The 5,938-nt window shown below is 67.6% G+C and carries 3 protein-coding genes; all 3 read left to right on the forward strand.

What is annotated here, in order from left to right:
- On the forward strand, window positions 1-237 hold a 237-nt coding region (locus V7Q31_RS16850; protein WP_333835015.1), incomplete at its 5' end, for a hypothetical protein.
- Window positions 238-571: 334 nt separating this feature from the next.
- Window positions 572-3,823 carry a fibronectin type III domain-containing protein gene (locus tag V7Q31_RS16855; RefSeq protein WP_333835016.1) on the forward strand — a complete coding sequence of 1,084 codons (3,252 nt, stop codon included), beginning with the start codon at window positions 572-574 and terminating at the stop codon, window positions 3,821-3,823.
- The coding region (locus V7Q31_RS16860; protein ID WP_333835017.1) for a hypothetical protein at window positions 3,823-5,938 on the forward strand (2,116 nt) is incomplete at its 3' end. The genes V7Q31_RS16855 and V7Q31_RS16860, both read left to right, overlap by 1 nt.

Here is a 5,938-nt window from a genome sequence, read left to right on the forward strand (position 1 = left end):
CGGAGGGCTGATATCGGCCATCGGAAAGCTTCTGTCTGGAAAGAGGTCTCGGCAAGCCGAACCTTCCAGGCGGGAGCGCCGCACACGAAGCTCGCCCCACGCCGCGCAGCGGTTTCGTTCAATCCCCCTTCTCAAACGCGCTCTCAAGGTGTCCAGCCGATCCACAACGATGTATCAGAAGCAAAAATCGTTTATGTTTTTTTCACAAAATTGCGGTATTTAATCCCCTGTGCTTGAAACATTTATTTTATTTGAAAGTTTCCCTTTTTATAATGGGTAGAATTTATATGGAGTGTTTAATCACCGATATTTAGACGATCGCGAACTGTCAGGTCATCGGCGCTCTTCCACTGACCGTGAGCGGGCCGCGGGCGCGAAAGACTGCAGACGCCCCGGTCCCGTAGCTGCGCAGACCCCACCGTCCGCGACGCCAATCCGCTTGCGCCGCTCCAACTTCACTCCGGAGGGGCGGCGTCGGGCAAAGCGGCCCGTCCTGATTCACTTCCCGGCGATCCGACCACGCGCCCGACGGGCGCGCCTGGTGGCCGCGCTTCTTTCCAAAGGGTGTCGCATGACCCAGTTCTCCATCGGTCTCTCGATCGCCGCCAGACCCATCCAGAACCATCAGGATAAGCTCGATCCCGACAAAGGGGGACAGGTCGACACGGCGCTCGACGCGCCGGTCATCTTCTCGGTCTCGCTGTCGTCCGGCGCGGTCTCAACCGGCGACATCGTCGCCATGATCGTCGCATGCGAAGGCAACCCTGCGCCGACGCTGGCCTATCGCTGGCGGCTCGACGGCGCGCTCATCTCTGGCGCAGAGTCCGCGAGCTACGCGACGACCGTGCGGGGCGTGCTGGTCGGCGAGGCCCGCGCCGTCAACAGCGTCGGGGAGACGGCCTGGATCGCGAGCCCGGCGCTCGTGGTGACCGCGACCGCGCCCATGCCAATGGGTGCGCCAACCGTGACGGGCGGCATCGAACTGGCCATGCTGTCTTTCGCCGCCGCGCCTGCCGACGGCGGTTCGCCGGTCGATCTCTACGGCTACGAAGTCGCATCGGCGGACGATGCGGCGTTCGCGGCGCCGGTGGCGCTCGGGATGCAGGCCGAGCGCATGCCCGACGTGGCGATCTCCCCTCTGGCGGCGGGAAGCTATATCGCGCGGACCCGTGCGCGGAACGCTGCGGGCTGGGGCGCGTGGTCGCCGCCGAGCGCCGCGGCGAGTGTCTCGACCGCCGCCACCGCTCCTGCGGCGATGGACGCCCCGTCCGTCGAAACGCTGTCGGGCGCGGCGCTGCGCGCGACGCGCGCACCCGCGCCGGCGGATGGCGGATCGGCGATCACGTCCTACGATCTGCGCCATTCAGTCGATGGATCCTCCTGGATCGTCGTCGCGGATGTTGCGGCCAGTCACGATCTGATCGATTTGCCCAGCGGCGCGACACACTTCGTTCAGACGCGCGCGGTCAACGCCGTCGGCGCGGGTCCGTGGTCGCCGTCCGCCTCAGGGACGACATGGATCGCCCCCGTCCTCTCGTCGGTCGAACTGTCGCCCGCCGCGCCCTTCGTCGGCGACGTGGTGACCGCGGCGGTCCTCGTCACCGGCGCGCCGCCCCCAACGCTGGAGTATCGTTGGCTGCTTGACGGCGCCACGATTGCGGAAGCGACAGCCGCGAGTTGCATAATCGCCGCGCCTGGCGTCCATTGCTGCGAGGTCCGTGCGACCAACAGCGCAGGGCAGACACCCTGGGTGGCGTCTGGCGATGTTGCAGCGCTGGGCCCGCCGCCAGTCCTGGATGCGGACGACGCGACTCTGGTGGACGCGCAAACGTCGCCGAGCGCGGTCTATCTGTGGGCGGACGAGCCGCCTGCGGGTTACGCCATCGAGGTGCGCGCGCCGGGAGACGCGACCTATCGCACGACGCCGGCCGGCTGGTCGCTCCTGCCCGCCGCCGCAGGCGTCGAAGCGGAGGCGCTCGTGCGCTATCGCGGGACGTTTGCGACCAGCGACCCGCCTCTCTCGATCGCAGCGACGCCGACAGCGCAGGCCGCAAACTCTTACGCCGTGTTCCGCGACACCGTTCTGACGCGGGCGGCGCAGGGCGTGACATGGGCCGCGGCGGGGCTCGACGCAGCCGCCGCGCGCACGGCGCTATGGGCCGGGACCGCGCTCGGCGCCCTGACGCTTTCGGGCGGGTCGGTGGTGACGCCCGCAGAGGACGGCGGGCTGACGCATGACGGGTCGGCTGTCGTCGTCGCGGACGGGGCCGCCGCCGCGCCTGAGACATTCACCGTCGCGCGGATGGCGACGGTCAACATCGGGGCGAGCAGCGCGTCGGCGTGGACCTATTTCGGCGGGGCGTTCGGCACGACCGGGACGTCGGTCGATCTCGCGGGTCGCGTCATCACGCGCACGGCGGGCGGAAGCACGACGCCGATGTCCCTCACGCTCTACTCCAACCACGGCGCACCCGGAGGATACCTGCGCCCCGGCGACACGCTGACGTTCAGCGTGTCGGGCAACTGCACAGCAGTCGGAACGTTCGGGATCGGCATCCAAGGAACAAGCGACGTCTGGGCGACGGGCGGCAACGCCAACCCGATCTCAACCGGCGCGTGGAGCTACACCGGAACCATCACCGTTCCCGCCGCGCGCGACTCCAGCTATTTCGGGCATGCGATCCGCATCCGCTTCGACGCGGCGTTCGCCGGAACCATCGACCTCGACAGCTTCACGATCTCAGGGCCGCTGGCCCTGCTCGAAACCGTGACCGCGAAGGTTCTGGGCGGCGCTGCTCCGGGGGCCGTCGCGCCGATCATCATCGACGAAACGTCCGCGTCGGCTGACGGCTACGACGTGACGATCTCCCTCGGCTCCGCGTCGGGCGAGCCCCCGCCGACCGGCGAAGTCGTCTCGATCCTGATCGACGATGTGGAGATTGTCGGAGAGACAGAGCCAGAGCCGGAGCCGGAACCGGAGGGCAGCCCCGCCCTGGCCGAGCCCTACTCGGAAATGACGCTGCTCAAGACGTGGCAAAGCAACGTCAACGCATATGACGAATACGAGATCGGCGATCTGAGCGCGCAGGGCAATCACTGGGGGCAGATCGAGCCCTACACGTCGAAGCTTTACACCGCGTCTGACGGGACGCCCGTCATGCGCACCGAGATCGACACGGCCTACACCGGCGGCGTCAAGGGCGCGCCCTATCTGCTCGTCGGCGCGCACTACAACATCACGTCGCCGGGCAACCCGTTCGTCACCGGGTCCGACCCCGGCAAGCTGCTGTCCACCATCTCGACGCTCGCCGCTTCGACCGCGCTGAAAGAGGACACGGCGGAGCCGAACGGGCCGCTTACGACCGGCGTCGATGCGGCGTCCTATTTCTGGGCGTTGCAGGTCTACGCCTCGACGGTGCGCACGACGGATTGGCCGGGCGCAGGCGGCCAGTGGTTCGATATCCAGATCAGGATGCGCCACGTCGCCGGGTCCGACCTCGCCAAGCCGACGACATCCGGCGCGGTCATCACCGGCCTGAGCGTCGGCGGAAAGACCTGGCACGCGCATGTTTCGACCGGCGGCGCGCCGTCGTCGAGCGGGCGCTTCTACGTCTTCTATCCCGACGCGGATTATGCGCCCGGCGACGCCGTGACCGATCTCGACGTCAAGGCGTTCATCGCGGCGGCCATCGCGCATCACGGGACAGCGGACGTCTACGTCTACGGCGTCGAGACATGGATCGAGCCGCGCTGCGGCGTGCTCGACCTCGCGAGCGTCGGCCTCGACGTGACGCTCGACGGCGCAAGCTATGGAGTCGCGTGATGCCCACATGGACGCCTGAAACCCGCACGCTCGCGCTCGACGGCCCGGCGACGGTGCAATGGACCGTGCGCTGGACGAACAGCGAAGGGACCGCCGACAGCACGGGCGAGATCGTCGTCGCCGCCGTGGCGCCGGCCGCCGCGACATCGGTCACGTTGCTCCCCGCCGACTTCACGCTCGTCGCGGGGGTGATCGAGCCGAACACTGGCGGGCTCGGCTTCGACACGCTGAGCGCGCCGCTCGACAGTTCCACGATCCTCGACGCGCGGCGCACACTCGCCGGGCTGACGGACGGGGCCTATCGGGTGGAAGTTCTCCACCACGACGAAGCGGACGGGCCTGGGACGCTGGAGCTGTGGGTCGGCGACGTCCTTTGCGCGTCGCGGCTGATGATCTACGAGCCCACCGGCGACCTCGCGCCGACTGCGGCGAACCTGATCACATGGACGATCCCCGCGATCAACCTGCGCGCCGACGACGTGCTGCGCGTCGTCTGCCGCCCGGCGAACGGCGAGCCGGGGCGCATCCGCTCCGTCGCGCTGGAGCGCGTTGGCGACATCGACCTCGACCTTGCACCTGACACGCCGCCGGGCGGAGGCAGCAGTTCGGATGCGCTGACCGGCTCGGGGACGCTGGACCTCGCAACGGCGATCTCGCATTACACCATCGACGCGCCGGTGGGCGTTTCGACGATCCGCGGCTACACGTTGGCGGGCTTCGAGCCCGATCACCCCGACCTCGCCGACGCGCATATCTACACGGTGACGTCGCTCGCCAACACAGAGACCCTTGGCACGCTGCGTCATGCGCTGAAGGCGGGAACGGCCAACGCGGACGGCAAGACCAAGGGTCCGCGTCTCGTCGTGTTCGCCGTTTCCGGCGTGATCGCGACGGGAAGCAGCACCGTCGATGCGACCCGCAACAATACATGGGTCAACGGCCACGTCGCCCCCGGCCCCATCGTCATCACGGGCTGCGGTTTCAAAATCCGCTACTCGAATATTTTGTTCGAGGGCGTCTATTGCCAGCTCGGGGCTCCAGCGAACGTCTCGGCGGCCGACAACTCCAAGGGGATCAGCATCAACCGCTCGGCGCAGACCGGAGAGAACAACGTCCTGGACTGCGGCGCGGTTCAGTGCGCCTTCTTCAACGGCGTTGACGAGGCCCCCAGCACCTTCATCGGCGGAACCTATCCGGTGAACATCGTCCGCCCGGTGTTCAGCGACAACACCATCTCGCACGGCTACCGAGCGCCGAATCTGACCGGGGCTTGGGCCAACTGGCACGAGACCAGACACAATTACGGGACGCTCATCAGCGGAGGGACGTGGAACGCCTTCGTCGGCGAGTGCGTCCATGCCGGGTGCGACCATCGCACGCCTGTCGGCAAGCGCGCGTCCACCATGGTCGTCTATGGGTGCTTCACCCACGACATCAACGTGAACACCTATCGGCCAATCCAGCTTTACGACACCAACGACAACGGGGTTGGGGTCGGAGAGTCCACATTCCCGCTGCTCGCGAACGGCTCGATCAAGGCCGAGCGCCACGTCACCGCGATCGGCAACTATTTCGAGCCGGGCGAGCTGTGCGGGACGAAAACCCTTCCGACCGCCTACATTCAGGAACGCAACAGCAGCACGTCGATTTGCCGCTTTTTCACCAAGGCGAACCGCTTCGACGACACGCTTGCGGCGAACCAGTTCACAGGTGCGCTGGGGGCTGACAACACCGCGCCCGCCGTCGTCCCGGCCACCTACCGCGTCGCATCGCCCGTTCCGCTCGTCTGGCCGGATCGCCTGCCGACGCATCCCTCGGAGACGCGGGCCTGGACGCTGGCCCATGCCGGGCCGCGCCCGAACAACCGCGCGGCGGTTCCGCTGTTCAACACCTACATGGCCGCCATCGCCGCGCAGCGGGCCAAGGCGCGGTCGGTGCGCGACCAACTCTATCTCACGACGACGGCCACGCCGTCGCTCGGAACGCTCGGCTCGTGGACGGCCCCGACCCTGCCGAGCAACCCTTGGGCGACCGAGGCGAACGGGTTCCTGCGCGTCGTCAACTGGATGCACCAGCTTCGCGCCGATCTTGGCGGGACGCCCTTCGGCAATGTGG

Source organism: Rubrimonas sp. (assembly GCF_036788415.1).
In the GTDB taxonomy this organism is placed as follows: Bacteria; Pseudomonadota; Alphaproteobacteria; order Rhodobacterales; family Rhodobacteraceae; genus Rubrimonas.

Coding starts and splice junctions, on each gene's coding strand:
- V7Q31_RS16855 (WP_333835016.1), top strand. CDS start 572: ATGACCCAGTTCTCCATCGGTCTCTCGATCGCCGCCAGACCCATCCAG.